This window comes from Geothrix fermentans DSM 14018 (assembly GCF_000428885.1).
Taxonomy (GTDB): domain Bacteria; phylum Acidobacteriota; class Holophagae; order Holophagales; family Holophagaceae; genus Geothrix; species Geothrix fermentans.
On sequence record NZ_KE386812.1, the window covers coordinates 30694 to 55202 of the forward strand.

Annotated in this window: 24 protein-coding genes; 9 read left to right on the top strand and 15 right to left on the bottom strand. The window is 68.9% G+C overall.

The annotated features are described in order from the left end of the window. Positions 1–142: 142 nt before the first annotated feature. A complete protein-coding gene (locus G398_RS18880; RefSeq protein WP_043485606.1) occupies positions 143–622 on the bottom strand; it encodes a SixA phosphatase family protein in 480 nt (159 codons plus the stop codon). Between the two features lie 9 nt (positions 623–631). After that, a complete protein-coding gene (locus G398_RS0114780) occupies positions 632–1687 on the bottom strand; it encodes an acyl-CoA thioesterase (RefSeq protein ID WP_026854168.1) in 1056 nt (351 codons plus the stop codon). Positions 1688–1829: 142 nt separating this feature from the next. Between G398_RS0114780 and G398_RS18885 the strand changes: the two genes are divergently transcribed. Then, on the top strand, positions 1830–3458 hold the full coding sequence (locus G398_RS18885) for a DEAD/DEAH box helicase (RefSeq protein WP_052572076.1): 1629 nt from the start codon (positions 1830–1832) through the stop codon (positions 3456–3458). Positions 3459–3517: 59 nt separating this feature from the next. Here the strand turns inward: G398_RS18885 and G398_RS0114790 are convergent, their stop codons facing one another. From G398_RS0114790 to G398_RS18895, 6 genes are all read right to left on the bottom strand, one after another. Then, complete coding sequence (locus G398_RS0114790) at positions 3518–4480, bottom strand: AraC family transcriptional regulator (RefSeq protein WP_026854169.1); 963 nt, start codon at positions 4478–4480, stop codon at positions 3518–3520. 22 nt (positions 4481–4502) lie between these two features. Then, entirely contained in the window at positions 4503–5135 is a 633-nt protein-coding gene (locus G398_RS18890; protein ID WP_052572077.1) for an NAD(P)H-dependent oxidoreductase, read from the bottom strand. A gap of 35 nt (positions 5136–5170) precedes the next feature. After that, positions 5171–5941: a carboxymuconolactone decarboxylase family protein gene (locus G398_RS0114800; RefSeq protein ID WP_026854170.1), complete on the bottom strand. Its 771-nt coding sequence runs from the start codon at positions 5939–5941 to the stop codon at positions 5171–5173. 89 nt (positions 5942–6030) lie between these two features. Continuing rightward, positions 6031–7026, bottom strand: a complete 996-nt coding sequence (locus G398_RS0114805; RefSeq protein WP_026854171.1) for an aldo/keto reductase — start codon at positions 7024–7026, stop codon at positions 6031–6033. Positions 7027–7047: 21 nt separating this feature from the next. Further along, positions 7048–8103 carry an NAD(P)-dependent alcohol dehydrogenase gene (locus tag G398_RS0114810; RefSeq protein WP_026854172.1) on the bottom strand — a complete coding sequence of 352 codons (1056 nt, stop codon included), beginning with the start codon at positions 8101–8103 and terminating at the stop codon, positions 7048–7050. Between the two features lie 240 nt (positions 8104–8343). Further along, a complete protein-coding gene (locus G398_RS18895) occupies positions 8344–10827 on the bottom strand; it encodes a penicillin-binding protein 1A (RefSeq protein WP_052572078.1) in 2484 nt (827 codons plus the stop codon). Positions 10828–10856: 29 nt separating this feature from the next. Between G398_RS18895 and G398_RS0114820 the strand changes: the two genes are divergently transcribed. The 5 genes from G398_RS0114820 to G398_RS0114840 all read left to right on the top strand — a co-directional run bounded on the left by G398_RS0114820 (position 10857) and on the right by G398_RS0114840 (position 15772). Next, positions 10857–11735 (top strand): NAD(+)/NADH kinase, encoded by an 879-nt coding sequence (locus G398_RS0114820; RefSeq protein ID WP_043485636.1) that lies wholly within the window; start codon positions 10857–10859, stop codon positions 11733–11735. Positions 11736–12065: 330 nt separating this feature from the next. Beyond that, positions 12066–13466 (top strand): 3-methyl-2-oxobutanoate dehydrogenase subunit VorB, encoded by a 1401-nt coding sequence (gene vorB / locus G398_RS0114825; protein WP_084512810.1) that lies wholly within the window; start codon positions 12066–12068, stop codon positions 13464–13466. Then, positions 13463–14893, top strand: a complete 1431-nt coding sequence (locus G398_RS18900) for a 2-oxoacid:acceptor oxidoreductase family protein (protein ID WP_043485608.1) — start codon at positions 13463–13465, stop codon at positions 14891–14893. Before vorB ends, G398_RS18900 begins: the two co-directional genes overlap by 4 nt. Before the next feature lie 25 nt (positions 14894–14918). Next, entirely contained in the window at positions 14919–15182 is a 264-nt protein-coding gene (locus G398_RS0114835) for a hypothetical protein (protein WP_026854175.1), read from the top strand. 50 nt (positions 15183–15232) lie between these two features. Further along, on the top strand, positions 15233–15772 hold the full coding sequence (locus tag G398_RS0114840; protein ID WP_026854176.1) for a hypothetical protein: 540 nt from the start codon (positions 15233–15235) through the stop codon (positions 15770–15772). A 9-nt stretch (positions 15773–15781) separates the two neighbouring features. On the opposite strand, the gene G398_RS0114845 is transcribed toward G398_RS0114840, so the two are convergent. From G398_RS0114845 to rbfA, 5 genes are all read right to left on the bottom strand, one after another. Further along, positions 15782–16198: a (4Fe-4S)-binding protein gene (locus tag G398_RS0114845; protein WP_026854177.1), complete on the bottom strand. Its 417-nt coding sequence runs from the start codon at positions 16196–16198 to the stop codon at positions 15782–15784. A 78-nt stretch (positions 16199–16276) separates the two neighbouring features. Next, positions 16277–17197: a tRNA pseudouridine(55) synthase TruB gene (truB, locus tag G398_RS0114850; protein ID WP_043485610.1), complete on the bottom strand. Its 921-nt coding sequence runs from the start codon at positions 17195–17197 to the stop codon at positions 16277–16279. Further along, positions 17197–18183 carry a BsuBI/PstI family type II restriction endonuclease gene (locus G398_RS0114855; RefSeq protein WP_052572080.1) on the bottom strand — a complete coding sequence of 329 codons (987 nt, stop codon included), beginning with the start codon at positions 18181–18183 and terminating at the stop codon, positions 17197–17199. The genes truB and G398_RS0114855 overlap by 1 nt, the downstream gene beginning before the upstream one ends. After that, a complete protein-coding gene (locus G398_RS18905) occupies positions 18176–19651 on the bottom strand; it encodes an Eco57I restriction-modification methylase domain-containing protein (protein ID WP_052572081.1) in 1476 nt (491 codons plus the stop codon). The genes G398_RS0114855 and G398_RS18905 overlap by 8 nt, the downstream gene beginning before the upstream one ends. 30 nt (positions 19652–19681) lie before the next feature. Continuing rightward, entirely contained in the window at positions 19682–20083 is a 402-nt protein-coding gene (rbfA, locus tag G398_RS18910; protein ID WP_052572082.1) for a 30S ribosome-binding factor RbfA, read from the bottom strand. Between the two features lie 52 nt (positions 20084–20135). Between rbfA and G398_RS0114870 the strand changes: the two genes are divergently transcribed. The 3 genes from G398_RS0114870 (at position 20136) to tpiA (ending at position 22969) form a co-directional block, all read left to right on the top strand. Beyond that, positions 20136–20873 (top strand): class I SAM-dependent methyltransferase, encoded by a 738-nt coding sequence (locus tag G398_RS0114870; protein WP_026854180.1) that lies wholly within the window; start codon positions 20136–20138, stop codon positions 20871–20873. Positions 20874–20967: 94 nt separating this feature from the next. Continuing rightward, on the top strand, positions 20968–22164 hold the full coding sequence (locus G398_RS0114875; RefSeq protein ID WP_026854181.1) for a phosphoglycerate kinase: 1197 nt from the start codon (positions 20968–20970) through the stop codon (positions 22162–22164). A gap of 70 nt (positions 22165–22234) precedes the next feature. Continuing rightward, positions 22235–22969, top strand: coding sequence for a triose-phosphate isomerase (gene tpiA / locus G398_RS0114880; protein ID WP_026854182.1), 735 nt, complete (start codon positions 22235–22237; stop codon positions 22967–22969). On the opposite strand, the gene G398_RS0114885 is transcribed toward tpiA, so the two are convergent. Both G398_RS0114885 and G398_RS0114890 read right to left on the bottom strand, forming a co-directional pair. Beyond that, positions 22970–23701, bottom strand: a complete 732-nt coding sequence (locus G398_RS0114885) for a zf-TFIIB domain-containing protein (RefSeq protein WP_026854183.1) — start codon at positions 23699–23701, stop codon at positions 22970–22972. Beyond that, positions 23701–24459, bottom strand: a complete 759-nt coding sequence (locus G398_RS0114890; protein WP_026854184.1) for a hypothetical protein — start codon at positions 24457–24459, stop codon at positions 23701–23703. Before G398_RS0114890 ends, G398_RS0114885 begins: the two co-directional genes overlap by 1 nt. Positions 24460–24509 lie beyond the last annotated feature (50 nt).

The following is a 24509-nucleotide window of genomic DNA, read 5'->3' on the forward strand; positions in this document are numbered from 1 at the left end:
ATCGCGGAGGGGGCCCCGTCCCACATGGTCGTGTCCGAGAGCAGGCCGTTCAGCAGCACCACCCAGGCTCCCTGGGGATTCCCCTGAACGCGGTAGTTCAGCTTCAGGCCCGAAGCCAGCGTTGCGAAGGTGGGCTGGGGCCTCATGCGTCGCGCCTCAGCTCCGAGGGCTGGAACTGCCGCTCGAAGCGCCAGGCGCCTTCCCCCCAGCGGACGACCGTGCAGCTGGCCTTCTTCACCTCCAGACTGCGGCCCGTGAGGTGGAAGATCAGCTCGCCAAGGAAGGGCTGGTGGCTGATGAGGGCCAGGATGCCCGTCTCCGTCGTGGCGGCCAGTCCGCGGAGCCAGAGGTCCGCCTGGGGAGGACGGCTCTCCGGCAGCGCCATCAGGGTGGTCTCCATGGGGAAGGCGCCCGCGGCCTCCTGGAGGCAGGCCATGGTCTCCATGGCGCGCCGGTAGGGGCTGCTGAAGCCCCGGGTGGGCGCGTACCCGTGGGCCACGAGCCCCCGCATGGCCGCGCGGGTCTTCGCCCAGCCCTCCGGGGTGAGCGCACGGTCCGGGTCGCGCTGACCGGGGCGGAGGTCCTCGGCGATGCCGTGCCGGATGAGAAGCAGGGTGGTCATGGGGCGATCTTACCGCCCCCGCGAAGCCTTCCAGGCCAGCCGCGCTTCGCGGCGCCGGTGCGCGGCCAGGTAGCGGGCGTCCTCCGCGTAGGTGGCCGGATAGATGGGCGGCACCGGCTGGGGGCGGAGCTGGTCGTCCACGTTCACGAAGGTGAAGACGCAGCTGTTGGAGAGGTGCGTCTGAGTCCGGTCGCGGCTCATGCGGATGATGTCCGTCTCCACGCAGATGCTGGTGTCCCCCGCGTAGACCGCCCGGCTGAGGAACTGGAGGGTGTCGCCCATGCGGACGGGCTGGACGAAGTTGATGCGGTTCACGGCCACGATGACCGGCCGGTGGGGCGCCATCTGCTCCGCGCAGATGGCCGACTGCCCGAAGGCCTCGCGGATGAGGTGCCCGCCGAAGACCTTCGTGGGGACGTTCTCGTGCTCGGGGTAGGTCTGCTGCCAGCCGCTGGTGATGCAGTCCGCGGCCGCCAGGCCCCGGAAGTCGCGGGACTCCTGGGCGGCGTGGAGCGACGCCAGGAGCGCGTACTCCTCGCGGGTGGGCGGCTCTTGGGCCTGGTGGAGCTGGTGGCGGTAGCCTTCCCGCCTGGCGATGGCCCGCTCCCAGCGCCGCACAGAGAGGTCGTCCCCGGGCTCGAACCCCGGCAGAGTCAGGCTTTCCGCGCCGGCCCCGGTCGTGCTCCGGGCCACCATGGTGAAGTAGCAGGAGGCGATGTGGGTGGCGGGCACGCCCTCCCCTTCCGGGTGCTCGATCCGGATGCCCACCTCAAGACTCGTGCGTCCCACGAAGTTCACCCGGGCTCTGAACACCAGGTCGCGGTGGACGTCCGCGGCGTTGCGCACGTAGATGTTGTCGATGGCCGCCGTCACCACCCGGGCCTGGGGATGGGCGCGGCGCACGTAGGCGAGGGCGCACTCCTCGGCCACCTTGTCGAGCACCTCCAGGATCAGGCCGAAGCGCACGTTGGCGGGCAGGTCCTCGTCCAGCAGCATGTAGCGCCGCCGGAGGGCGGGATCGGAGCTGAGGGGGACGGTGACGATGAGGTCTTCAGGTCCAGTCATGGGGCCATTATCGCAAGATCCTGTCGGCACATTTTTGGAATATCCCTTTGAAATTCATGCTTTTCATGGGAACCTTTCCGTTTGGGCCTCTCCCGGCTGGCGCTGTCTGCCATCTTCTGCGGGAACAGCCCCGGGAGACATCGTGAACGACCTGACCTTCGCAGCCCTCGGCTGCAGCGAAGCGCTGCTGGCCGCCCTGGCCAAGCGCGGCTTCGAGACCCCCATGCCCGTGCAGGCCCAGACCTTCAAGCCGGGCCTCGAGGGGCGCGACCTGCTGGTGCAGAGCCGCACCGGCTCCGGCAAGACCCTGGCCTTCGGCCTGCCCCTGCTCCACCGGCTCTCGGACGAGCGCCACACCCAGGCCCTCATCCTCGCGCCCACCCGCGAGCTGGCGCAGCAGGTGGGCGCCGAGCTGCACAGCCTCGTGCCCAAGCTGCCCATCGCCTCCCTGGTGGGCGGCGTGAGCTACACGCCCCAGCTGCGCGCCCTCAGCATGGGCGCGCCCGTGGTGGTGGGCACGCCGGGCCGCGTGATGGATCACCTGGAGCGCGGCACGTTGGACTTGGGCCGCGTCAGCATGATCGTCCTCGACGAATGCGACGAGATGCTCAACATGGGCTTCCTCGAGGACGTGGAGACCATCCTCGCCAAGGTGCCTGCGGGCCCGCAGACCTTCCTGTTCTCGGCCACCCTGCCCGTCCCCATCGCCAAGCTCGCCAAGCGGTTCCTCAAGGACCCTGTCCAGATCCAGCTGGCGGAGGCCGGTGAGCAGGCCAGCCACGCCGACATCGCCCACACGCCCGTGCTCGTGCCCGACCATCTCCAGGTGCGCGCCCTCGTGAACCTGCTGCTGAAGGACGAGCCCAGCGCCGCGCTCATCTTCACCAAGACCAAGGCCCAGAGCGAGGAAGTGGCCGAGGAGCTGAGCGTCGCCGGCCTGCCCGCCGCCTTCCTGCACGGCGACCTGGCCCAGGCCACGCGCACCCGCCTGCTGGGCCAGTTCAAGGATGGCAAGCTGCGCTACCTGGTGGCCACGGACGTGGCCGCCCGCGGCCTGGACATCGGCGGCCTGCCCCTGGTGGTGCATGTGGGCATCCCCACCCAGATGGAGAACTACGTCCACCGCAGCGGCCGCACGGGCCGCGCCGGGGCCAAGGGCACCAGCCTCGCCCTGGTGAGCTGGAAGGAGAGCCGCATCCTGCTGGCCTGGAGCCGGCGCGGCGGCCTCAAGCTGGACTGGCGCGCCATCCCCACGCCCGGGGAGATCCGCGAGGCGCAGACGGCGCGGCTGGCCGAGCGTGTCGGCGGGGGCGTCAGTGCGGCCCTGCTGGCCCAGGCGGGCCAGCTGCTCCAGGGCGCCGATCCCCAGCACCTGGTGGCGGGCCTCCTGGGCCTCGTCCAGGCGGACCAGTCCGCGGGCTTCGACATCCCCGCCGAGCCCGAGCGCAAGGCCGCGAAACCCCGCTACGACGCGCCTCGCGAGCGTCATGAGGGCGGCCCCAGGACCCAGCGGAGCTACGCTGAGCGCACCGCGGCCCGGGCCGAGCGGGGCGAAGGCCGTCCCGAGGCGACCTCCAGGACCCGCCCCGACGGCAGCTTCAAGCGCCGCAGCGAACTCGGGCGGGAGCTTGACGAGAAGCCGCGCCCCTACCAGAGGCCGAAGGTCGACTCCGCCGCGCGCCCGCGCAGGACCTGGGAGGACCGCCCCGCCCCCAAGGACGTGCCCCGTCCCTGGAAGGCCGCGCCCGCGAAAGCCTGGAAGAAGAAGTAACAGCCCCGCTCCCGCCACAGCCGTGGAGGATCGGCGCTCGGCCTCGGGCTGATGCCCGATCACTCCACGGAGGCGGAATCGGGTGCCCCCGCCTGCTGGCGGAGCCTCGCGATATCCCTGGTCGGGGCATTGCCGAAGTAGCGTCCGTACTCCCGGGCGAACTGGGACGGGCTCTGATAGCCCACCCTCCGGCTGGCGGTCCCGGCATCCAGCATGGTCAGCAGCATGAGGCGCCGCGCCTCCTGGAGGCGGATGGCCTTCTGGTACTGCAGGGGGCTCATGGAGGTGACGGCCTTGAAGTGCTGGTGGAAGGAGGAGGGGCTCATGTGCACCAGGGTGGCCAGCCGCTCCACGTCCAGCGGCTGGTCGAAGTTCGCGCGCACCCAGGACACGGCCTTGGCGACCCGGTGAAGCTGGCTCTCCTCCTGGCCGATCAGCGCCACCCGCAGGCCCAGAGGGCTCCGCAGGAGGCGGATGAGGATCTCATCGAGGACGAGGGGAGCCAGAAGCTCCGCCTCGCCGGGCCGGGAGGCCAGCTCCATCAGCCGCACCACCGCGTTGATCACCGGCCCGTCCAGCTGGTCCACGCAGATGGCCCGGCCCTCACTTCGACGGGGCAGGCCGAGGGGGTAGACCTTGGCTGTCAGCTCGGCGATCCGCGCCGGATCCAGGTCGATCCGGAGGCCGAGGTAGGGGGCGTCCAGGCTGGCCTGGGTGACCTGGGCCGACACGGGGACGTCCACGGAATAGACCAGCACCCGGGAGGCGTCGTACTCGTAGAGTTCCTGGCCCAGCATCACCCGCTTCGCCCCCTGGGCGACCAGGCAGAGCGCCGGCCGCTGCACGGCGTGGTGGAAGTCCTTATGGGCCCGGGAGGCCCGGGAGACGTGGACGCCCGGAAGCCGCAGCTCGAAGGTGCCGTCAAAGGGCGCATGGGCCAGCAGCAGGTCCGCGAGCCGGGCCAGGTCAGGTGAGCCGGAGTCGAGGCTCGGGGCCGGAGAAGGAATGGGCGTTCGGCTCATGGAAAGGTCCCGAAACAGGATCTCACGCCTGGGGCGCGGGATGCGGCGACGCGGGGTGGAAGGTCCACAGGCAATGTTTCTCCAGATGCCGTTTGTAATCTTCAAGCGCCTGCGGGATGTCTGGCGTCTTGAAGATATCGAACACCCCGTAATCCGGGAGAATGTCGAACCCCACGAACTTGTAGTTCGAGGTGATGTGAAGGAATACGTCCGCCGTTCCCTTGCCGGCGAACAGCACGCCGTCAGGGTTGGCAAAGGCGTCTCTTGGAGCGTTCCAGGTGGCGGAAACCATGAACCTTCTCCCCTGCATGCGGCCGCCCGTTCCGTACTGCCGGCTCGGGTCCTGGCGTGTGCGGCCGTCGCCTTCGAGCAGGGCTTTTGCGAGCAGCCCTGCGTTGAAGACCTCATCCACGTATTTCTTGTAGATCCACGGCGCAGAGAACCAATTCACCGGCGTCTGGAGGATGACCAGGTCGGCCGACACATGCTTGCCCACCTCTGCTTCCACTTCATAGCCGCGCTCCACGAAGGTCTCAGCAACCTGATGTCCGTGCGCCATGAATAAGTCTTTCGCCAAGTCCATGAAGGCGAGGTTCAGCCTGCCCTCGGACCATCCGGGATAGGAAAGGTGGGCGTTAATGATGAGAATGTTCATGGGTCTGTCTCCATCGTTTCCTGGGTTCATGACGCTCAGCGGCCCACCTGGTCGGCTTCAGGCAGGACTTCATCCAGGCAGCGCAGGGCGTTGAGGGTTCTCGGGTAGCCGAGGTACGGCAGCAGCTGCGTGATGACGCTCAGCAGGGTGGCCCGGTCGTTGCCGACCTGGAGGTTGCCCTGGATGTGCCCCTTCAGCTGGGGCTCGCAGCCCCGCAGGGCAAGCAGCATCGAGAACGTGAGCAGCTCGCGCAGGCGCAGGTCCAGGCCCGTACGCGTGTAGTAGTCCCCGAAGCAGTTGTCGGCGAGGTGGTCCTGGATGTGGCGCTGGTCAGCCGGCGCCGCCTCGCGCATGCGGTCGATCGCCGCGCCGAAGATCGCCTTCTGGACCGCCAATCCCCGGTCAGCCCGGGTGGCCGGCGTGGTCGTGGACTGGCCCTCCAGTGGCAGCTTCACGCCGAGGCCCGCCAGGATCTCGTTGGTGGCGTGGAAGAAGTCATAGACCACGGCGATGCCACAGTAGGGCACCGCCTGGTAGACGAGCTCCTTCACCTCGACCGGCGTGACGCCCACGGTCAGGGCGGCCCGCAGCATGACCCGGTATTCCCCGAGCGACTGGCCCGCGATGAGGGCCGCCAGGATGACCATCAGGCGGGTCCGGTCGTCCAGGTTGACCTGGGCAGCCACTTCGTCGAAGGCGAAGGCGTCGAACAGCTCGATGAACTCCGGATCGGTGACCTTCAGGGTGGACTGATGACCCGGGAACCAGCGTTCGTGGTTCCGGTGGGCGGCTTCGGAAAGACTCATCACGCGCTCCTTGCCTGGTTCATGAAGGCTGGGCCCGGGAGCCGGGGCAGTAGGATCCCCGCCCCGGCTCCGGCCCGCCCGGGTTCCGCTCAGCGGCCCACCAGCTTCTGCAGGTGCTCCGGATACCGGGCGCCCTGGAGCTGGACCTTCTCGGAAGCGGCCTGGATCTCCCGCAGGTCCTCAGGCGTGAGCTCGACGGCCGCGGCGCCCAGGTTCTCCTCCAGCCGGTGCAGCTTGGTGGTGCCGGGGATGGGGACGATCCAGGGCTTCTGGGCCAGCAGCCAGGCCAGGGCCACTTGGGCGGGCGTCACGCCCTTCCGCGCGGCGATGCCGCGAAGCAGGTCCACCAGGGCCAGGTTGGCCTTGCGGGCCTCGGGGGTGAAGCGCGGCACGACATTGCGGAAGTCGGTGGGATCGAAGGTGGTGGTCTCGTCGATCTTCCCCGTGAGGAAGCCCTTGCCCAGGGGGCTGAAGGGCACGAAGCCGATGCCCAGTTCCTCGAGGGTGGGGATGATCTCCACCTCCGGCTCCCGCCAGAACAGGGAGTACTCGCTCTGGAGGGCGGCCACGGGCTGCACGGCGTGGGCCTTGCGGATGGTGGCGGCGCCGGCTTCGGAGAGGCCGAAGTGCTTGACCTTGCCTTCCCGGATGAGGTCCTTGACCGCGCCCGCCACATCCTCGATGGGCACCTCGGGGTCGACGCGGTGCTGGTAGAAGAGGTCGAGCGCATCGACACGGAGGCGCTTCAGGGAGGCCTCGGCCACGGCCTTGATGCGCTCGGGGCGGCTGTTCAGGCCGCCCGGGTTCTGGCCGGTCACCTGGTCGATGGCGAAGCCGAACTTGGTGGCGATGGCCACCCGGCCCTTGAAGGGGGCCAGGGCCTCCCCCACCAGTTCCTCGTTCATCCAGGGTCCATAGACCTCAGCCGTGTCGAAGAAGGTGACGCCCTTCTCCACGGCGGCCCGGATGAGGGCGATGCCTTCCTGCTTGTCGACCGCGGGGCCGAGGCCGAAGCTCAGGCCCATGCAGCCCAGGCCGAGGGCGGAGACGTTGAGGCCAGTACTGCCGAGAGATCGTGTCTTCATGAGGTGCTCCTTGTCGTGTATTCAGGCCTTCAACGAGGCCATGTCGATGACGAAGCGGTACTTCACGTCGCTCTTCAGCAGGCGCTCGTAGGCTCCGTTGATGTCCTGCATGCGGATCACCTCCACGTCGGACGTGATGCCGTGCTCGCCGCAGAAGTCCAACAGCTCCTGGGTCTCGGCGATGCCGCCGATGAGGGAGCCCGCCACGGACTTGCGGCCGAGGACCATGGGCACGGTACTGAGCATGGGCTCCAGGCCGCCCAGGTAGCCCACCAGCACCAGGGTGCCGCTCGTGGCGAGGGTGGGGACGTAGGGGTTCAGGTCGTGGACGTAGGGCACGGTGTCGACGATGAGGTCGAAGCGGCCCGCGACCGAGGTCATCTGGGCGGGATCCGTGGACAGCACCACGCGGTCCGTGCCCAGGCGCCGGGCATCGGCCTCCTTGCCTCTGGAGCGCGTGAAGAGGGTCACCTCGGCGCCCAGGGCCTTGGCCAGCTTCAGGCCCATGTGGCCCAGGCCGCCGAGGCCGACGATGGCCACCTGGCTGCCCGGGCCCACCTTCCAGTGCCGCAGGGGCGACCAGGTGGTGATGCCCGCGCAGAGCAGGGGCGCGGCGCCCCGGAGGTCCAGGCTTTCCGGAACTTTCAGCACGAAGCGGTCGGACACCACGATCTGGTCCGAGTAGCCGCCCTGGGTGGACCGGCCATCGTGGCGGTCCGTGCCGCCGTAGGTGCCGGTGAAGCCGTTCTGGCAGTACTGCTCCTCGCCGTGCTCGCAGGGCTGGCAGTGGCGGCAGGAGTCCACCAGGCAGCCCACGCCCACGGCGTCACCGGCCTTGAAGCGCGTGACGGCGGCGCCCACCGCGCGCACGCGGCCGATGATCTCGTGGCCGGGGACGATGGGGTACGTGGTCCAGCCCCAGTCGTTGCGGGCCGTGTGCAGGTCCGAGTGGCAGACGCCACAGTAGAGGATGTCGATCACCACGTCGTCGGGCCGGGGGTCGCGGCGCTCGAAGGGATAGGGCGCCAGATCCGAGGTGGCAGACTGGGCGGCGTAGCCGAGTACGGTCAAAGTCATCGATTCCTCCATGTCCGGTGGGAGCCTGGCTCCGGCGCTCTGGCGCGCCCGTTTCGATCCGAGGGAGCCGTGAATCCCATGGCGACAGAAGGAAGTCTAGGAGTCCGCAGAGCCCTGGGCTTGCCTATTGCTCCAAACTTCTAGCCCGAACCTGCAAGGCATGGCGGTGCAGCCAGCAATGCCCTCCAAGACAAAGGGCGCCGGATGGCGCCCTTTGTCTTGGAGCGGATGGGAAGCCGGTCACGAATTCGGATCGCTGGCGTTCAGGTCCAGGGGCTTGGGTTCTTCGGCGGGCTGCTGCGGCCGGCCCCAGACGCGGTTCTCCACGGGCTGGGCGGCGGCCTTGTCCCGGGCCTCCTTCACCTTCTGGATGGCCTCGGCGTCGCTGCCGGACCTGGGGATGGTCCCGGGCTTGAAGGCCAGGTGGAGTACCTTGTCGGCGGTGGCGGAGGTGGCCAGCAGGCCCGTGTAGCGGTCGATGTCCGCCCACTCCATGCCCTCGGGGGCCTGGAAGTCCTCCTTCGGCGTGGTGGGCAGGGCGGCCTTCATGAAGTCCACCCAGATGGGTAGTGCCACCTTGCCGCCATCGGCGCCGCGGAAGATGGTCTTCTTCTCGTCCAGGCCCACCCACACCCCGCACACCACGCGGGTGGAGAAGCCCAGGAACCAGGCGTCCGTGTGGTCGTCCGTGGTGCCGGTCTTCCCCGCCACGGGCCAGCCGAGCTCGTTGCTGCGCGCGCCGGTGCCGCTGGTGGCCACGCCCTGGAGGCACTGGATGAGCTGGTAGGTACTCTGGGCGTCCAGCACCTGCTCGGTGGCGGCGCCGTTGTGGCTTTCCAGGACCCGGCCATTGCGGTCCACCACCTTCTTGATGAAGTAGGGCGGCGGTGTCTGGAGCCCGCCATTGGCGATGGTGCCGTAGCCGCGCACCATCTCCTTCAGGGTGAGGTCCGCGGAACCGAGAGCCATGCTGGGATAGGGCGGGATGCTGCCGGTGACGCCGCACTTGCGGGCGAAGTCGATGACATTCCCCACGCCGGTCTCCTCCAGCGTCCGGACGGCGGGCACGTTGCGAGAGTCGCGCAGGGCCTCCCAGATGGGGATGGGGCCCCAGAAGTCACGCTCGTAGTTCTTGGGTTCGTAGGGCTTCACGCCGCCGCGAAGGGGCTTGTACTCCGAAGTGCCGTCCGGGTGGGTGACCGTGAGGTAGTCGACGGTGTCGAGGAAGCGCGTGGGCACGTCCTGCACCATGGTGGCGGGGGTCTTCCCGGCGGTGAAGGCCGCGCCGTAGACGTAGGCCTTCATGGTGGATCCCACCTGCCGCAGGGCCTGGGTGGCCCGGTTGAACTTCGAGCGGTTGAAGTCGTAGCCGCCCACCATGGCCCGGATCTCACCGGTCTTGGGATCCAGCGCCATGAGCGCGCCCTCCACCTGGGGCTCCTGGTCCAGCTCGAGCGTCTTCGGCGTGCCGTCGTCGGCGCTCTTCACCATGAAGAGGGGCGCCGCGCCGCGGGGCAGCAGCTTCTGGAGGTCCTTGCCGGCCCAGGCGAAGGCGCTTTCCGGCACCTCGAGGGTGGTCTTGCCGATGCGCACCTGGGCCTTGCCGCCCTTCCAGCCGAGGATGACGCCGCGGACGTTGTCGCCGGCCTCGAAGTAGCGCTTCCAGCCGTTGAGCTGCGTCGTGTCGGGATCCGTCACGAACTGCACGGCGTCCTTCCGGAAGCCGCGGCGCCGGTCCACGACCTTCAGGCCCGCCCGGACGGCGTCGTTGGCGGCCCCCTGCCAGTAGCTGTCCACGGTGGTGGTCACCTCCAGGCCCCCGTTCAGCACCTGCTCCCGTCCGTACTTCTCATAGAGGTACTTGCGGACCTCCTCCACCACGTAGGGGGCCACGGCCTCTTCCTGGGCATTCTCGCGGGCCAGGCGGATGGGCTTGTCCACCAGCAGGCTGGCCTCCTGGGCCTTGAGGTAGCCCTCCTTCACCATGCGCACCAGCACGTGGTTGCGCCGGGACTTGGCGGCGGCGCGGGCCTTGGGATCGGGGTTGTAGGGGTTGTACCAGTTCGGGTTCTGGACCAGACCCGCCAGCAGGGCGCACTCCTCGACGTTGAGCTGCGGCGCGCTCTTGCCGAAGTAGAACTCCGCCGCGGCCTCGATGCCGTAGCGTCCGCCGCCGAAGTAGACCTCGTTGGCGTACATCTCCAGGATCTGCTTCTTGGAGTAGGCCTTCTCCAGCTTGCGGGCGAGGATGATCTCCTTCAGCTTGCGGTCGAGGCGCTTCTGGCGCTTGGCCGTGACGGTCCGGATGAGCTGCATGGTGAGCGTGGAGGCGCCCTCCCGGCGGCGGCCGAAGCTGGTGACGAAGTTCCAGCCGGACCGCATGAGGCCCCGGCCCGACACGCCGCTGTGGCCCCAGAAGTCCGAATCCTCGGTGGCGATCAGGGCGTTCACGAAGGCCTTCGGGATGTCGCCGTAGGGGATCACCACGCGGTGCTCCTCCGCGAAGATGCCGATGACGTTGCCGTCGTGGTCCAGCACCTTGGTGATGGTCTTGGGCACGCGGATGGCGAACATCGTGAGGAAGCTGTCCGCGTCCCTGGACATGACGGACCAGGACACCGCCAGCGTGGCCGCGCCCGCCACCGTGAGGGCCAGGAAGGCCAGCAGGGCCCGGCCGAGCCACCGGCGCGGGGAAGTGGGGGAGGATGCCCGGGTGGAAGCCATGCCCCAAGGATAGCGGTAGAGTGATGCCCATGCCCCAGCGACTGATCCTCGTGGCCAAGGTCAAATCCCCGCACCTGGGTTCTACCCTGCGCGAGGCGCTGCCCCCCTTCCTGGAGCGCGGCTGGGCGGTGACGGCCGAGCCCTCCCTGGGCGCGGCCTGGGAGCAGGCGGGCCTGCCCCAGGATCGCCTGACCCTGGACCTCACCCTGGGGGCCTCGGAGCCCGTGGCGGATCTCTGCCTGGTCCTGGGCGGCGACGGCACCCTGCTCCACGCGGCCCGGCACGCGGGCATGCGGGGCACGCCCATCCTCGGCATCAACCTGGGCTCCCTGGGCTTCCTCACGGCCCATCCCGTCTCCGAAGCCGCCGCGACCGTGCGGGCCTTCCTGGCGGGGACCCTGGTGCCGGACCGGCGGCCCACGCTGGAGGTGGAGCTCTGGCGCGACGGCGGCCGGCTGGCGCGCCAGACCGTGCTGAACGACGCCGTGGTGGCCAAGGGCGCCCTCGCCCGCATCATGGACATGCACCTGCGGGTGGGTTCGGAGGACGCGGGGCCCATGAAAGCCGATGGCCTCATCGTGGCCACCCCCACGGGCTCCACGGCCTACGCGCTGTCCGCCGGCGGCCCCATCCTGCACCCCAGCCTGGAGGCCTTCGTCATCGCCCCCATCTGCCCGCACACGCTGACCCTGCGGCCTTCGGTGGTACCGGCCGCCCGGCCCATCAGCATCACCCTGGAGGAGGCCGAGGACGCCCACCTCACCCTGGACGGCCAAGTGGGCCACCGCCTGCTGCCCGGTGACGAGGTGCGCCTCCGCCAGGCCCAGACCCGCATCACCCTCCTCCAGCGCCCCGGCCTCGACTTCTTCGCGCTGCTCCAGCAGAAGCTGCACTGGGGGGACCGGTGATTCACGGTCTTCAGTCCTCAGTCTTCAGTCTTCAGTCCGGAAATTGAGCGGCCCTGCGGGCCGACCGGTGGTTTCCCTTTGGGCCGCTCAAATGGGTCGGTGCCAGACTGAAACCATCGGGCGCGCCGCTCGGCGGCGCCTCCGAATCCCAGACTGAAGACTGAAGACTGAGGACTGAGGACTGTCTCCCCACAGACCGCCCTGTTCCCACACCATTCCGGACCTATCGGTCGGTGGCGGTCTGCCCCGGAGCCCGCTTGTGACCGCGCGCACAAGGGGCGGGCATGACACTTCCCGGTGGTTGGACCCACGTCCCTGCACGGAGTTCCCATGGCCCTCAAAGAACGACCGAAACCCTTCCTGCTGCCGGAGTATTGCAAGGGCTGCGGCCGGTGCCTCGACGCCTGCGCCAAGGACTGCATCACCCTCAGCGACCAGATCAACCCCCTGACGGGGCTGGTCCCGGTGGCGCTGGACCTGGCGAACTGCAACGCCTGCGGCCTCTGCATGGACGCCTGCCCGGAGCCCTACGGCCTGCGCCCCGCCCATGAAGGCGAGATCCAGGACTTCGAGTTGGAGGATCCCGCCAAGCTCTTCGGGGTGAAGCCCAGCGATGCCCCCGAACCCGTGGACATCCCGAACGAGGTCCTGCCCCTGCCCCGCACCGAGCCCCTGGTCATCAAGGGCACCTACGCGTCGGCCCTGGGCGCCCTGCTGGCCGGCTGCCGCCACGTCTACGGCTATCCCATCACCCCCTCCACCGAGGGCGCCGAGCTGATGGCCAAGTTCCTGCCCAAGCTGGACGGCACCTTCATCCAGGCCGTCAGCGAAGTGGCCACGGTGAACATGATGTACGGCACCGCCGGCGCGGGCCTGCCCACCATGACCTTCACATCCTCCCCCGGCTTCAGCCTGATGCTGGAGGGCGTCTCCTACATGATCGGCGCGGAGCTGCCGGGCGTCTTCGTGAACGTCATGCGCGGCGGCCCGGGTCTGGGCAACATCGCCCCCGAGCAAGCCGACATCAAGCTGGCCTGCCACGGCCTCGGCCACGGCAATACCCGCGCCCTGGTGCTGGCTCCCTCCACACCCCAGGAGATGCTCGACCTCACCATGCTGGCCTTCGAGCTGAGCTTCAAGTACCGCAACCCCGTCATCCTCCTGGGCGACGGCTATCTGGGCCAGATGACCGGCAAGGTGCAGCTGCCCGAGACCATGGTCAAGCCCGGCATCCCCAAGTGGGCGGTCTACGGTGACGCCATGCACCGCAAGAACGTCATCACCTCGATCTTCCTCACGGAGAGCGACCTCGAGGCGCACAACGTCCACCTGAACGCCAAGTACGAGGCCATGCAGGTGGAGGCCCGCGCCGAGTCCTTCCTCTGCGACGACGCCGAAGTGGTGCTCATCGCCTGCAACACCCCGGCCCGCACCGCCAAGGGCGCCGTGCAGGAGCTGCGCCACCAGGGCATCAAGGCCGGCCTCTTCCGGCCCATCACCCTCTGGCCCTTCCCCGTCGAGGACCTGAAGGCCGCCATCCAGGGCGCCCAGCGCCTCGTGGTGGTGGAAGCCAGCGCCGGGCAGCTGGAGGATGAGCTCCGCCTCGCCCTCAGCAAGGCCGGCGTCCGCGAGTTCCCAGAGATCGAGTCCGTGCGCCGCATGGGCGGCGTCCTGCCCCAGCAGAGCGAAATCATGACCCGGGTCCTGGGCCGGAAGGAGGTGCTCGCATGAGCAAAGCCAGCGTCTTCTACGACAAGTTCGAGCGCCATTCCCACGGCGAGGGCCTGAAGGGCCACGCCACCCACTACTGCCCCGGCTGCGGCCACGGCCTGGCCCACAAGTACCTGGCCGAGGCCATCGACGAGCTGGGCATCCAGGACCGCACGGTGGCCGTGAGCCCCGTGGGCTGCTCCGTGTTCCTCTACTACTACTTCGATGTGGGCAACACCCAGGCGGCCCACGGCCGCGCGCCCGTGGTGGCCCTGGGCCACAAGTTCGCCAACCCCGAGAGCATCGTGGTGAGCTACCAGGGCGACGGCGACCTCGCCTCCATCGGCCTCGCGGAGACCGTGGCCACGGCCCAGCTGGGCGCCCCCATCACCGTCATCTTCATCAACAATGCCATCTACGGCATGACCGGCGGCCAGATGGCCCCGACCACCCTGATGGGCCAGCAGAGCTCCACCAGCCCCTCGGGCCGCAACGAGTACAACGGCCAGCCCCTGAAGATGGCCGAGCTCATCGCGGGCCTGGACGGCCCGGTCTACGTGGAGCGCGTGGCCCTTTACGATGCCAAGCAGCGCATCAAGGCGAAGAAGGCCATCCAGAAGGCCATGAAGCTCCAGGTGGAGGGCAAGGGCTACTCCTTCATCGAGGTGCTGGCCGAGTGCCCCACCCACTTGAAGATGAACCCCGAGGACACGGAGAAGTGGGTCAAGGAGTGCATGGAGCCCGTCTATCCGCTGGGCGTGAAGAAGGACCTCACGGTCGATCCCTGGTTCAAGCGGAACGCCCCCTGCTTCAAGGGCGAGAAGATCCTGAGCCTGGCCGGCGCCACCTCCGAACACCCCGAGCGCTTCTGCAAGGGCTTCCCCACGCACCTGGCGGCCCATGACATCTCGCTGAAGCTCGCCGGGTCCGGCGGCGACGGCGCCCAGACCGCGGCCATGCTCATCGCCCGGGCCGCCATCAGCGAGGGCTTCGACGCCACCCACATCCCCAGCTACGGCCCCGAGAGCCGCGGCGGCACGTCCTATGCCGACGTCCATGTGGCCGAGGAGGAGGTGCTGAATCCCGGATCGCCGGATCCCCAGGTGCTCATCGCGTTCAATGCCCCCAGCCTGGCCAAGTTCGGACCCACGGTCCGCAAGGGCGGCTACGTCATCTACGACAGCTCCGTGGTCTCCGAGGCTCCGGCCCTGGATCCCAGCATCAAGGTCTTCCCCGTGCCCTTCACGGGCATCGCCACGGACCTGGGCAAGGCTGTGGTGAAGAACATCGTGGCCCTGGGCGCCCTCCAGGCCGCCACGGGGATCTTCCCCAAGGACACCCTCCTTGGCGCGATCCGCACCGCCCTGAAGGACAAGTGCGCCCTGATCCCCCTCAACGAAGAAGCCTTCGCCTGGGGCATCAAGTCCGTGGAAGGGCTCGACAAGTAGGCACGGCATCGCCCAGGAGGCAGCCATGACGGACACCGCCATCCAGACCACCCTCAGCGCGGAGGAATGGACCCTCGTCATGGCCCTCCGGGAGATCCCGGACAGCCCCCTCCGCACCAGGGTCTCCGGCCTCATGGCCGATCTGGCCCGCTTCATCCAGCAGCCCCGCTGCCTCGGCATGCAGAGCGACGGCTTCCCCTGCGGCAGCCCCCACACCAGCTGCGAGGAGTGCAGGCACATGCTGGACGTTCTGGACGATCTGGCCGCCCGGGTGCCTCTTCAGGATTGAGAACCCCTCGGGGGCGGGTAATCTAGAGGTTCACGCTCCTCGAGGTTGTCATGACCAAGTCTGTCCTGGCGTTGGCCTGCCTGATCGGGACTCTCTCCCCGGCCCAGGCCCAGAATGTCCCTTCCGATCCCTGGGCTCCCGTCCGCTTCCTGGCGGGGGAATGGCAGGGGGCCATCTCGGGGGACCAAGGGACGGGCACGGCCACGCGCCGGTACCGCTTCATCCTGAGCGGCCAGTTCCTCCAGGAGCGGAACATGGCCAACTTCCCGCCCCAGACCCTCCACCCGGACGGCTCCGTGACCAGCCATGCCAGCTTCCTGGCCTACGACACGGCCCGGAAGGCCCTGGTGTTCCGCCTGCTCCGCGAGGACCGCTTCAACGGCATGTACGCCTACTCCGCCACCAAGAGCACACCCTCCCGGCTGGTCTTCGAGAGCGTGCAGCTCGACGCCGCCCCGGCCGCCACAAAGGCCCGCGAGATCCTCGAAGTGGTCTCGCCCACCGAGCATGTGGAGATCCTCGAGGTCGCCGAGGGGGACAAGCCGTTCACGGTCCACAGCCGCATCCAGTTCAAGCGGCGCCAGCCCTAGCCTCAAATCCTAGCCCTTGAACCCCGCCGCCCGGTGGGACCCGTCGCAGAAGGGCTTGCGCCCGGAGGTGCCGCAGCGGCAGAAGGCGGTGGCCCCCGAGCAGGGCCGCTCGGAACCGTCCGGGGCCACCAGGACCGCCTCCCCGCGCAGGACCAGGGGGCCGTCCGGCACCAGCTCCACCCGGACCCCGGTTGGAACCGGTTCGGCCTCGCTCCGCTTCACGCTGAGGGCGCCGGAGGGGCACTTCGAAACCTGCTCGAGGATCTGCTCCAGGGCCGCTCCACCCAGGTCCACCCAGGGGCGGCGGGAGGGGTCGAACACCGCGGGGAGGGCGTGGAAGCAGCGCCGGGAGTGGATGCAGACGCCGGGCCGCCAGACGATGGTGACGCCCTCCCGGGTGTAGTGCTTGACGATCCCGTGCCGCATGAGATCCCCCCGTGCTTCAGCGTAGCGCAGGCGGCAGGAGGTCCATCGGGCCCAGGCCGGAGCTCCTGCAGGCCCGCTCTACAGCCCGCCCCGCAGGTTGGCGAAGGTCCGCAGACCGTCCTCGCTCGCCCTCAGGAGCGCCACGAGCCGCCCGTCATGCAGGGCCCGCAGCGGAGCGCCGGGGTCCGGAAATCCGCTGGGCATGGGCCAGGTCGCGGGAAGGGTCTCCCCCACCGGAATCGCCCGGCCGTGGCTCAGGTGCCCGGCTTCCTCGCCGGTCAGCAGGCGCGACGGACACCAGGGCAGCAGGTCGGCGCCGGTGAGCAGGCGTTCGCGGCCTTCGCCCGGGTCCGTCCAGGGGCCGATCGCCGTGCGGTGCAGGGCGGCCAGGTGGGCGCCGCAGCCGAGGGTCCGGCCCAGGTCCCGCGCCAGGCTGCGCACATAGAAGCCGCCCCGGCAGGTGAGCTCCAGGGTGCTGCGGCCCGGCTGATCCTGAGGCAGGTCATGGGCGATCCAGCGCGCAGCATGCAGGAAGACCCGGCAGGGCCTCATCACCACGTCCTCGCCCCGATGCGCCTTCTTGTAGGCCGCCTCGCCATCGATCTTCTTGGCGCTGGTGGCGGGGGGCACCTGGTCCGTCCAGCCCAGGAAGGGCGCCAGGGCCGCCTCCAGGGCAGTCTGGGAAGGCCGCGCGCCTGATTCCGACACCGGCTTCCCGTGCAGGTCGCAGGTATCGGTCTCCACGCCCCAGGCCACCTCCGCGACGTAGGTCTTGGGCAGGGGATGCATCAGCTCCATGAGCCGTGTGGCCTGGCCCGCCAGCACCAGCAACAGGCCGTCGGCGAAGGGATCCAGCGTGCCGCCGTGGCCCAGGGCCAGCTTCTTCTGGCCGGCCTCGAAGGCCCGGCGCTTGAAGCCCCGGATCACGTCAAAGCTGGACTGCCCCACGGTCTTGTGGACGAGGTGGATGCCCGGTTTAGGTGCGTCCGCCGCCGTCATCACCCATCCCGTCCAGGAAGGGCATCAGGGTACGGCCCAAGGTAGCGTTCGCCGTTGAAGTGGATCAGGTGCTCCGGATCCTCGGCGATCCAGACCTCGCTCTCCCAGGCGATCTGCGACAGGAAGTCCTGCATGGCTTTGCGGCTCTCGAAGCAGGTCACGAAGACCAACCCGGCCGAACAACCCTCGAAGAGCGACTTCAGTTCCTTCCTCCGCTTCGCGTCCACGGGACCCGCGCTCGTGACGGCCTCCACCAGCAGAAGCCAGTTGCGGCGATGGTCATGGATCATCACATCGGGGATTTTGGCCGCGGCCGGAAGGTCGACGCCGATCTCGCGCAGGCGCCCGGCTTGGAGGTGCGCGAATTTGTCTTCGGCATCACCGAGGTAGAGCACCTCGCCACCGGGAGCAAAGCGGGGGCAGAACTCCCGCACGATTTCTCCGATCAAGGGGTTCTGTCCGCCGGGGGAAAGGGTGATCTTCTCACCACCTGGAAGCGTGACGGGAATGCGCACCATGGCACGGCTACGACGCAGCTCCTTGAGGAGTCCTGCCCGGCCCTCAAGGTAGCCGGCCAGCAGGTGCGGCCAGTCGCTTCCGCCGAAGGCGCGCAGCAGTTCCAGCGCCGCCGGTTCGAGCTGGTAGACCGTCTTGCCGCTGGTTACTGGACGGCCGGGTTGGTCCGGATTCCTCACGAGCAGCCCGTACTCGACGAAATGCTTCACCGCCTCGTCGCGCACGGTCTCGCGCGTATTCGGCGCATAGCGGACACTGTGCTTTTCCGCGATGAATCCAATGATGGGCGTGATGCCCATGAGGGGCGCCTGCGCTTCACGCCACTTTCCCCTCGGCCCCAGGCCTGCGAGCGCCAGCAAGGTGTAGGCGGCCACCTCGTTTCGCTGGCGCGACGGAAAGCCCAGCGCCTCCAGGATCACCATGGCTTCCTGAAGCCGTGCTCCCCTACGCGGTTTTGCTGTGTCAGCCATGGAGGTGCCTTTCCAGGAGCGCGTCGATCTGGGCCTGGTCGAGGTCGAGCCGGACCATGTCAGATCCGATCTTCTTCAAGGTCAGGCAGTCGGGATACGGGAGTTTCCGCAGGTCGGTGGCGTTCACCTGAGTATGCCCGCTGAAACTTCTGAAATAGTCGTCCACGAGCGTCCCGTTGAGGTAGGCGAACAGACCCAGGGCCAGGTCCCGCTCCAGGCCATGCCCTCCAGCGTGGAAGTAGTTCAAGTGGTTCTCGAATCCGACCAGATCGCCTGACCCTTCGGAGGGGTCGAACACCGACGCGACCAGGCGTCTTCTTTCCTCTTTCGAAGTGAACCGCTTCGTAAGCACATACCTCCCAGCTGGGACCAGCCACTTCCGCGTCTCGTCATTCACCAGGATCGCATTGGGCTTCCGCCCGCCAGGCCTCGGCCAATGGACGGTTCCCCCATTGAAATGGCTGGCATAGACGAGGGGCGCCGCCCCGGCCTCGGGGTCCCTGCGGATGGCGGTTCGAAGCCGGAAGTCCACCACCGGACCGGTGGATACGGACAGGCCCAGCTGATCCAGTGTGGCTGGTAGGGACGCAACCCTAAGCCGGGCCGCCAGATGCCTATCCCCTGAAGGAATGTGGATGAATCGATGCGGGTCGCCCGGATGCACGATCTCGGAGAATGGCACCTCGGCGCAGGTCATGGACACCCCATCGACTCCCAGGCTGGAGGTGACGCAGACGATGGCGCCCGGGCTCCGGGCCGCGATGGCGTGGAAGATCACGGTTTCCTGAAGAACCTTGTCGCCCTTGAAGGTTTCACGCCGTGACTCGAACACATGGATCCGCGCCAACGCCATGGCCTCAAGGAACAGCTTCCGGAAGGGTTTGAAATACGGGCCGTTACAGAAGCTCCTCGGCGTGATGGCCACCAGTTGCCCACCGGGGAGGAGGTGCTTGGCGATGAGTGCGAGGAAACCCGTGTAGAGGTTGCTGGTTTCGATACCGAGGGCGCTCAGGTCGCGCCTTTCCCGGGAAGCGGTCGTGATCTTACGGTAGGGGGGATTGACGATGGCTGCGTGGAATCCAGGTCCGCCTTCCGCGAAGAGGCCGCCTTCGAGTGCCTCCCGGGAGTGCGCGATGAAGCACCGATCGATCACTTCGAACGAAAATGCGATGCCTGCGTCCCGACAAAGCTCGCCGCATTCCGCCAATGTCGCGCGAAGAACCGGGACGACTCCTGGATCGAGCTCATAGGCCACCAGGATCAGCCGCCTCACCTGGGGGTGGTTCCTGCAGATCTCGCGGACCGCAGCCAGGCTGAGCGCCCCTTCGCCGGCCCCCGCATCGAGCAGCCTCGTCTCGTGTGGCAGGGGGCCGAAGAGGGACGCCATGAATTCGGCGGTCGCGGCAGGCGTAAAGAACTGCCCCATCTGGCTTCGATACCCTCGCCCCTCGCTGGAGTTCACCTTCATCCAACATCCCCCAGCTGAATTATTGAAGTTTCAGTCCTCTTCTCCAGATTCCGCTGAGGAATCTGGAGGCCGCGACGCCCGCTCCTTCTCGATCTCCGCCAGCAGGGTCTCCATGTGGTTGCCTTCCTCCAGGGTGCCGTCCGGGAAGAAGCGCAGCTCGGGCACGCGCCGCATCTTGAGGCGGGAGGCCAGCTGGCTGCGGAGGAAGCCCGCCGCGCGGCCCAGGGCCTTGCGGGTGAGGGCGTCCTGGGCCTCCTGGTCGCCGCCGTTGGCGGGAAGCACCGTGAAATACACCTTGGCCACGCTGCGGTCCGGCGAGAGCCGCACGGCGGTGAGGGTGAGGAAGCCGAGCTCCGGGTCGCGGAGCTCGCGCTGGATCAGGTTCGACAGCAGGAAATGGATCTGGTCTTCGAGGCGTTCGGGGCGCTGCATGGGATTCCTTCCATCCCCATTCTACCGGCCCCGGAGGTGTTAGCCTTCCCCGATGGCCGACTGGTTCGAAACCTGGTTCGATGAGGACTATGCCCTGCTCTACGCGCACCGGGACGCGGAGGAGGCCCACCGTGCCGTGGCCCTGGCCCTGGGCGCGGCCCCGGGGCTGGCGGCGGGCCCCGTGCTGGACCTGGGCTGCGGCGCGGGCCGCCACCTGGAGGTCCTGCGCCGGACCAATCCCCAGGCCTTCGGCATGGATCTCTCGCCCTCCCTGCTCCGCCTGGCTCCGGAGGACCTGCGCCCCTGGCTCCTCCGCGGAGACATGCGCGCCCTGCCCGTGAAGGACGGCAGGCTCTCGGGCGTCTGTCTGTGGTTCACGCCCTTCGGCTACTTCTCCGACGACCAGAACCGGGCCCTCATGCTGGCTCTCGGGCGCATCCTCCGCCCCGGCGGCGCCCTGGTCATGGACTACCTGAACGCCGGGCTCGTGGCGCGCGCGATGGTGCCCGAGGACACGCTGGAGCGGGCGGGCGTGCGGGTTCTCAGCCGCCGCGCCATCGAGGGCGGCCGCATCGTGAAGCGCATGACGCTCACCCACGTGGATACGGGGGAGACCCGCGAGGCCATGGAGAGCGTGCGGCTCTACGCTCCCGCCGACCTCGAGGCCATGGCCTCCTCCGCGGGCCTGCGGCTCCGCACGGTCCGCGGCACCTACGCGGGCGGAGCCTTCACCGAAGACAGCCCGCGCTGGATCGGCATCTTCGAGAAGGCCGCGCCCTCCACCCGCTGACAGCTGACAGCTGACAGCTGACAGCTGAGAGCTGAGAGCTGACAGCCGAGAGCCGACAGCCAATAATGGAGGTTTCCATCAGCAAGGAGCAGCCATGGGCTTCCAGTCGGTGCGGGATCTCAACGTCAAGGGGCACCGGGTCTTCCTCCGGGCCGATCTGAACGTGCCCCTCAAGGAAGGCCGCATCGCCGACGCCACCCGCATCCGCGAGACCCTGCCCACGCTGAAGTGCCTGCTGGACGGCGGTGCCTCCGTGGTGCTGGCCTCCCACCTGGGCCGGCCCGAGGGCAAGGGCTTCGAAGCCGCCTTCAGCGCCGCGCCCGTGGCCGCCTGGCTGAAGGAGCAGGGCTTCGACTGCCGCCTGGCCAGCTACGTGAACGGCGAGGCCGTGGCGGCCGAGGCTGCGGCCCTGAAGCCGGGCCAGGTGCTGCTGCTGGAGAACCTGCGCTTCGAGAAGGGCGAGACCAAGAACAAGGAGGACTTCGCCGCCAGCCTGGCCAAGCTCGCCGACACCTACGTGAACGACGCCTTCGGCGCGGCCCACCGGGCCCACGCCTCCGTCAGCGGCATGGTGCCGCACTTCCCCAAGGACCGCGTCGCGGCGGGCTTCCTCATGGAGAAGGAGCTGAAGGCCCTGGCCAAGGTCACCGAGAATCCGGAGAAGCCGCTGGTGGTGATCTTCGGCGGCGCCAAGGTGAGCGACAAGATCGAGCTCATCCAGAACTTCCTGGGCAAGGCCGACGCCATCCTCATCGGCGGCGCCATGAGCTACACCTTCCTCAAAGCCCAGGGCTTCGAGATCGGCAAGAGCCTTTGCGAGGAGGACAAGCTGGAGCTGGCCCTGGACCTGCTCAAGCAGGCCGAAGCCAAGGGCACGCGCCTGCTGCTGCCCCTGGACCATGTGGCCGCCGCGGAATTCAAGGAGGATGCGGACTGCGCCATCACCGTGGACCAGAACATCCCCGCGGACCGCATGGCCCTGGACATCGGCCCCGAGACCGTGGCCACCTACGCCGCCGAGATCCGCGGAGCCAGGACCCTGCTCTGGAACGGGCCCATGGGCGTCTTCGAGATGGCGTCCTTCGCCGCCGGCACCCTGAGCATGGCCGAAGAGCTGGCCGAGGCCACGGACAGGGGCGCCTTCGTGCTGGTGGGCGGCGGCGACAGCGTGGCCGCGGTGAACAAGGCTGGGGTGGCCCCGCGCATGAGCCACGTTTCCACAGGCGGCGGCGCCAGCCTGGAGTTCCTCAGCGGCCTGGAACTCCCTGGCGTCGTGGCGCTTTCCCGCTAGACTGCTGCATCGCCCCTCAACCCCAGCCCGCAGCAGATGGCTGAGAGCTGACAGCTGAAAGTCCTTGCCCATGCGCTTCGTCGTCGCCAACTGGAAGATGAACTTCCTGTCCGGAGAGGCCCGCGACTTCTGCGAGGCCTTCCTGGCGGACTATGCGCCCTCCCCCTCGGTGACCGCGGCCATCGCGCCCCCCTTCCACCTCATCCGCCCCGTGGCGGACGGCCTCCGGAGCCGCCAAGTGCGCGTGTTCGGGCAGAACGGCCATGCGGAGCCCAAGGGCGCCTTCACGGGCGAGATCTCCATGGCGCAGCTCCACGACGTGGGGTGCTCGGGTGTGATCCTGGGCCATAGCGAGCGCCGCCACCTCTTCGGAGAGACGGACGAGGCCCTGGTCGCCAAGGTGAAGGCCGCCCGCGACTGGAACCTCCTGCCCCTGCTCTGCGTGGGTGAGACCCTGGATGAGCGGAAGCAGGGCCGGACGCTGGAGGTCCTCGACCGCCAGCTCTCCATCCTGGCGAAGACCGGCCCCACGCCCCTCTGGGTGGCCTACGAGCCGGTCTGGGCCATCGGCACGGGCCTCCGGGCCGAAGTGGGCCAGATCCGCGAGGCCCATGCCTTCATCAAGGTGAAGATCGCCGAGTACATGAACCTGAACTTCGGCCCCGTGCCCATCCTCTACGGCGGCAGCATCACCCCCGAGAACTTCCCCGAGCTGCTGGACATCCCCGAGGTGGCCGGCGGCCTGGTGGGCGGCGCCAGCCTGGATCCCGCCAAGTTCGCCACCCTCGTGAAGCAGGCGGGCTGATCAGTCCCGGTGGAGGAAATGGTCCGCGAGCTGCACGGCCAGCCCCACCAACCCTGCAGCCGAGAGCCATGAGGGCAGAGCGCTGGTCTGCGGCTCAAGGTCCAGGCCGGCCGCGGGTTGCAGAGCCCGGGCCCGCTGGGCCTCCTTCAGGTCCTCCAGTTCCCGTCCCCGGGCCCGGTCCAATCCGCCCCCCGCGATGAAGGCCAGCACGCGGCGCAGCTCGTCCTGGTCGAACCAGATCCCGTGGGACTTGCAGACATCCAGCACCACGCCCGACTGCCGTGCATAGTTCACCCGGTTCATGCGCTGGCCGCAGGCGGGACAGGGCCGGTATTGCACGGATTCCAGGGCCGCCACTGGCGGCGCGGAAGGCACGGGAAGGGCCCCGAGGACGGAGCCCTGACCCTCCCGGCTGCCCGCCAGGCCCTCGAAGGCTTCGCGATCCAGCCACAGCCCGCCGCAGGCCGGGCAGGAGCGGGTGGCGAGGTCCCCCACCTGCGCCGCGGCCAAGGGCTTCCCGCAGGCGGGACAGGGGGCCCCGTCGGCCACGGCCGGCGCCCGGGGAGCCAGGGCCGTGCCACAGGAGGGGCAGTGGTCCGCCGAGAGCGGCACCAGCGCCAGGCAGGCAGGACAGGCCACGGTGGCCAGCTGGGCCTGGCAATAGGGACACTGGGGCGCATCCGGAGGGACCGGAGCGCCGCATCCGGGGCAGCGGAGGGCCTTGGCTTCCATCAGTCCTTCGGGTCCTTCTTCGGCTCCGGATCCGGTCCAGGCGCGGGGTTGTCCTTCCGGGCGCCGGGCTCCTGGTAGAAGTGCTGGTCCGTGAGCCGCATCCAGTGGAAGTCCGAGGACAGCTTCTGCACCACCACCCGGGCGAAGCCCTTGGCCTCCTCCTCCCGGATGCGGCCATCGTCGTCCCGCGATCCCGGCGGCAGCGGGTCCATGGCCTCCACCACCTCGGAGGGCTCGATGGCCTCGGTCCAGAGCGGCTCCGGGTTCCCGGGCTGCACCAGCCGCACCTGGGCCCGGATCACCTGGGGGCGGTAGCCCAGGCGGTCGCGTGTGTGCTCCTGGGCCCAAGCCGCGTGCGTGCCGGCCCACAGGCCCCAGAAGAGGCCATCCACCACGCCCCATCCGCGGTTGCCGGAGGCGGCACTCAGGGCACCGACGGAAGCTCCCACCGCCACGCCCACGGTGGCGGGGCTGGGCTGGCCCGCCGCCGGGGAGAGGTCCCGGATGTCCACCTGCAGTTCGGCGGCCCCCATGGGCGGCTTCACGCCCTCGGGCACCACCACCACCCGCGTGGCCAGCCGGGCGCGCAGGGCCGAGGCGTACTCCTTCTGGAAGGCCTCGCGGTCCGCCAGGCCCGCGGGCAGGCTCACGGACACGCTCACGGGCCCGGGATTCCGCCGGAAGGCCTCCACCTCTGGCCGGGCGCAGCCGATGGCCAGCATCAGGGGGACAAGGAGCAGGAAGGGGGCGCGCCGCATGGGACCTCCGCGCCCAAGTCTGGGGGCCCCTCCGCCCCCTGTCCAGGCGG

Excerpts from the sequence above, each read along its gene's own strand:
- G398_RS18880 (WP_043485606.1), bottom strand. The coding sequence starts at position 622 with ATGACCACCCTGCTTCTCATCCGGCACGGCATCGCCGAGGACCTCCGC.
- G398_RS0114780 (WP_026854168.1), bottom strand. The coding sequence starts at position 1,687 with ATGACTGGACCTGAAGACCTCATCGTCACCGTCCCCCTCAGCTCCGAT.
- G398_RS0114790 (WP_026854169.1), bottom strand. The coding sequence starts at position 4,480 with ATGAGCCGAACGCCCATTCCTTCTCCGGCCCCGAGCCTCGACTCCGGC.
- G398_RS18890 (WP_052572077.1), bottom strand. The coding sequence starts at position 5,135 with ATGAACATTCTCATCATTAACGCCCACCTTTCCTATCCCGGATGGTCC.
- G398_RS0114800 (WP_026854170.1), bottom strand. The coding sequence starts at position 5,941 with ATGAGTCTTTCCGAAGCCGCCCACCGGAACCACGAACGCTGGTTCCCG.
- G398_RS0114805 (WP_026854171.1), bottom strand. The coding sequence starts at position 7,026 with ATGAAGACACGATCTCTCGGCAGTACTGGCCTCAACGTCTCCGCCCTC.
- G398_RS0114810 (WP_026854172.1), bottom strand. The coding sequence starts at position 8,103 with ATGACTTTGACCGTACTCGGCTACGCCGCCCAGTCTGCCACCTCGGAT.
- G398_RS18895 (WP_052572078.1), bottom strand. The coding sequence starts at position 10,827 with ATGGCTTCCACCCGGGCATCCTCCCCCACTTCCCCGCGCCGGTGGCTC.
- G398_RS0114820 (WP_043485636.1), top strand. The coding sequence starts at position 10,857 with ATGCCCCAGCGACTGATCCTCGTGGCCAAGGTCAAATCCCCGCACCTG.
- vorB (WP_084512810.1), top strand. The coding sequence starts at position 12,066 with ATGGCCCTCAAAGAACGACCGAAACCCTTCCTGCTGCCGGAGTATTGC.
- G398_RS18900 (WP_043485608.1), top strand. The coding sequence starts at position 13,463 with ATGAGCAAAGCCAGCGTCTTCTACGACAAGTTCGAGCGCCATTCCCAC.
- G398_RS0114835 (WP_026854175.1), top strand. The coding sequence starts at position 14,919 with ATGACGGACACCGCCATCCAGACCACCCTCAGCGCGGAGGAATGGACC.
- G398_RS0114840 (WP_026854176.1), top strand. The coding sequence starts at position 15,233 with ATGACCAAGTCTGTCCTGGCGTTGGCCTGCCTGATCGGGACTCTCTCC.
- G398_RS0114845 (WP_026854177.1), bottom strand. The coding sequence starts at position 16,198 with ATGCGGCACGGGATCGTCAAGCACTACACCCGGGAGGGCGTCACCATC.
- truB (WP_043485610.1), bottom strand. The coding sequence starts at position 17,197 with ATGACGGCGGCGGACGCACCTAAACCGGGCATCCACCTCGTCCACAAG.
- G398_RS0114855 (WP_052572080.1), bottom strand. The coding sequence starts at position 18,183 with ATGGCTGACACAGCAAAACCGCGTAGGGGAGCACGGCTTCAGGAAGCC.
- G398_RS18905 (WP_052572081.1), bottom strand. The coding sequence starts at position 19,651 with ATGAAGGTGAACTCCAGCGAGGGGCGAGGGTATCGAAGCCAGATGGGG.
- rbfA (WP_052572082.1), bottom strand. The coding sequence starts at position 20,083 with ATGCAGCGCCCCGAACGCCTCGAAGACCAGATCCATTTCCTGCTGTCG.
- G398_RS0114870 (WP_026854180.1), top strand. The coding sequence starts at position 20,136 with ATGGCCGACTGGTTCGAAACCTGGTTCGATGAGGACTATGCCCTGCTC.
- G398_RS0114875 (WP_026854181.1), top strand. The coding sequence starts at position 20,968 with ATGGGCTTCCAGTCGGTGCGGGATCTCAACGTCAAGGGGCACCGGGTC.
- tpiA (WP_026854182.1), top strand. The coding sequence starts at position 22,235 with ATGCGCTTCGTCGTCGCCAACTGGAAGATGAACTTCCTGTCCGGAGAG.
- G398_RS0114885 (WP_026854183.1), bottom strand. The coding sequence starts at position 23,701 with ATGGAAGCCAAGGCCCTCCGCTGCCCCGGATGCGGCGCTCCGGTCCCT.
- G398_RS0114890 (WP_026854184.1), bottom strand. The coding sequence starts at position 24,459 with ATGCGGCGCGCCCCCTTCCTGCTCCTTGTCCCCCTGATGCTGGCCATC.